This is a genomic window from Myxococcus sp. AM010 (assembly GCF_013372585.1).
GTDB classification, from domain to species: Bacteria; Myxococcota; Myxococcia; order Myxococcales; family Myxococcaceae; genus Myxococcus; species Myxococcus vastator.
In genome coordinates this window covers 1-401 of sequence record NZ_JABXEO010000253.1, presented here as the reverse complement: position 1 = coordinate 401, position 401 = coordinate 1, and the positions used below count along the sequence as shown (strand labels likewise).

General features: G+C 67.1%; 1 protein-coding gene. It reads left to right on the top strand.

All coding sequences use genetic code 11. The annotated features are described in order from the left end of the window. The coding region (locus HV826_RS36570; RefSeq protein WP_176421592.1) for a phage virion morphogenesis protein at positions 1-306 on the top strand (306 nt) is incomplete at its 5' end. Between the last annotated feature and the right edge of the window lie 95 nt (positions 307-401).

Here is a 401-nt window from a genome sequence, read left to right as displayed (position 1 = left end):
CCATTCGCCCCTCGCCGCAATGCGCCGCCGCGCCGTGCAAAGGCCGGTCGCATCAAGCGCGGCGCCATGTTCGTGAAGATCCGACAGACCCGCTACCTGCGGGCGCGCAGCAATGCCAACGAGGCCACCGTGGGTTTCTCCGGGCGTGTCTCGCGAATCGCCCTGATCCACCAAGAGGGCCGCGCCGCCGCCTTCAGCAAGGACGGTCCGCGCATCACATACCCCAAGCGCCGGCTGCTGGGGTTCACACCGGCCGATGAACAGCTGGTGCGCGATTTGATCCTCGATCACCTGCGCGACCTGTAGCGTTATGCCCCGCTTTACAACTCGGTAGTGCTGGCCTCGCGCGCGCGCGATGGGAAGCTGAAACGCATCCCCCAGCCGGTGCCGACGTGTCCACC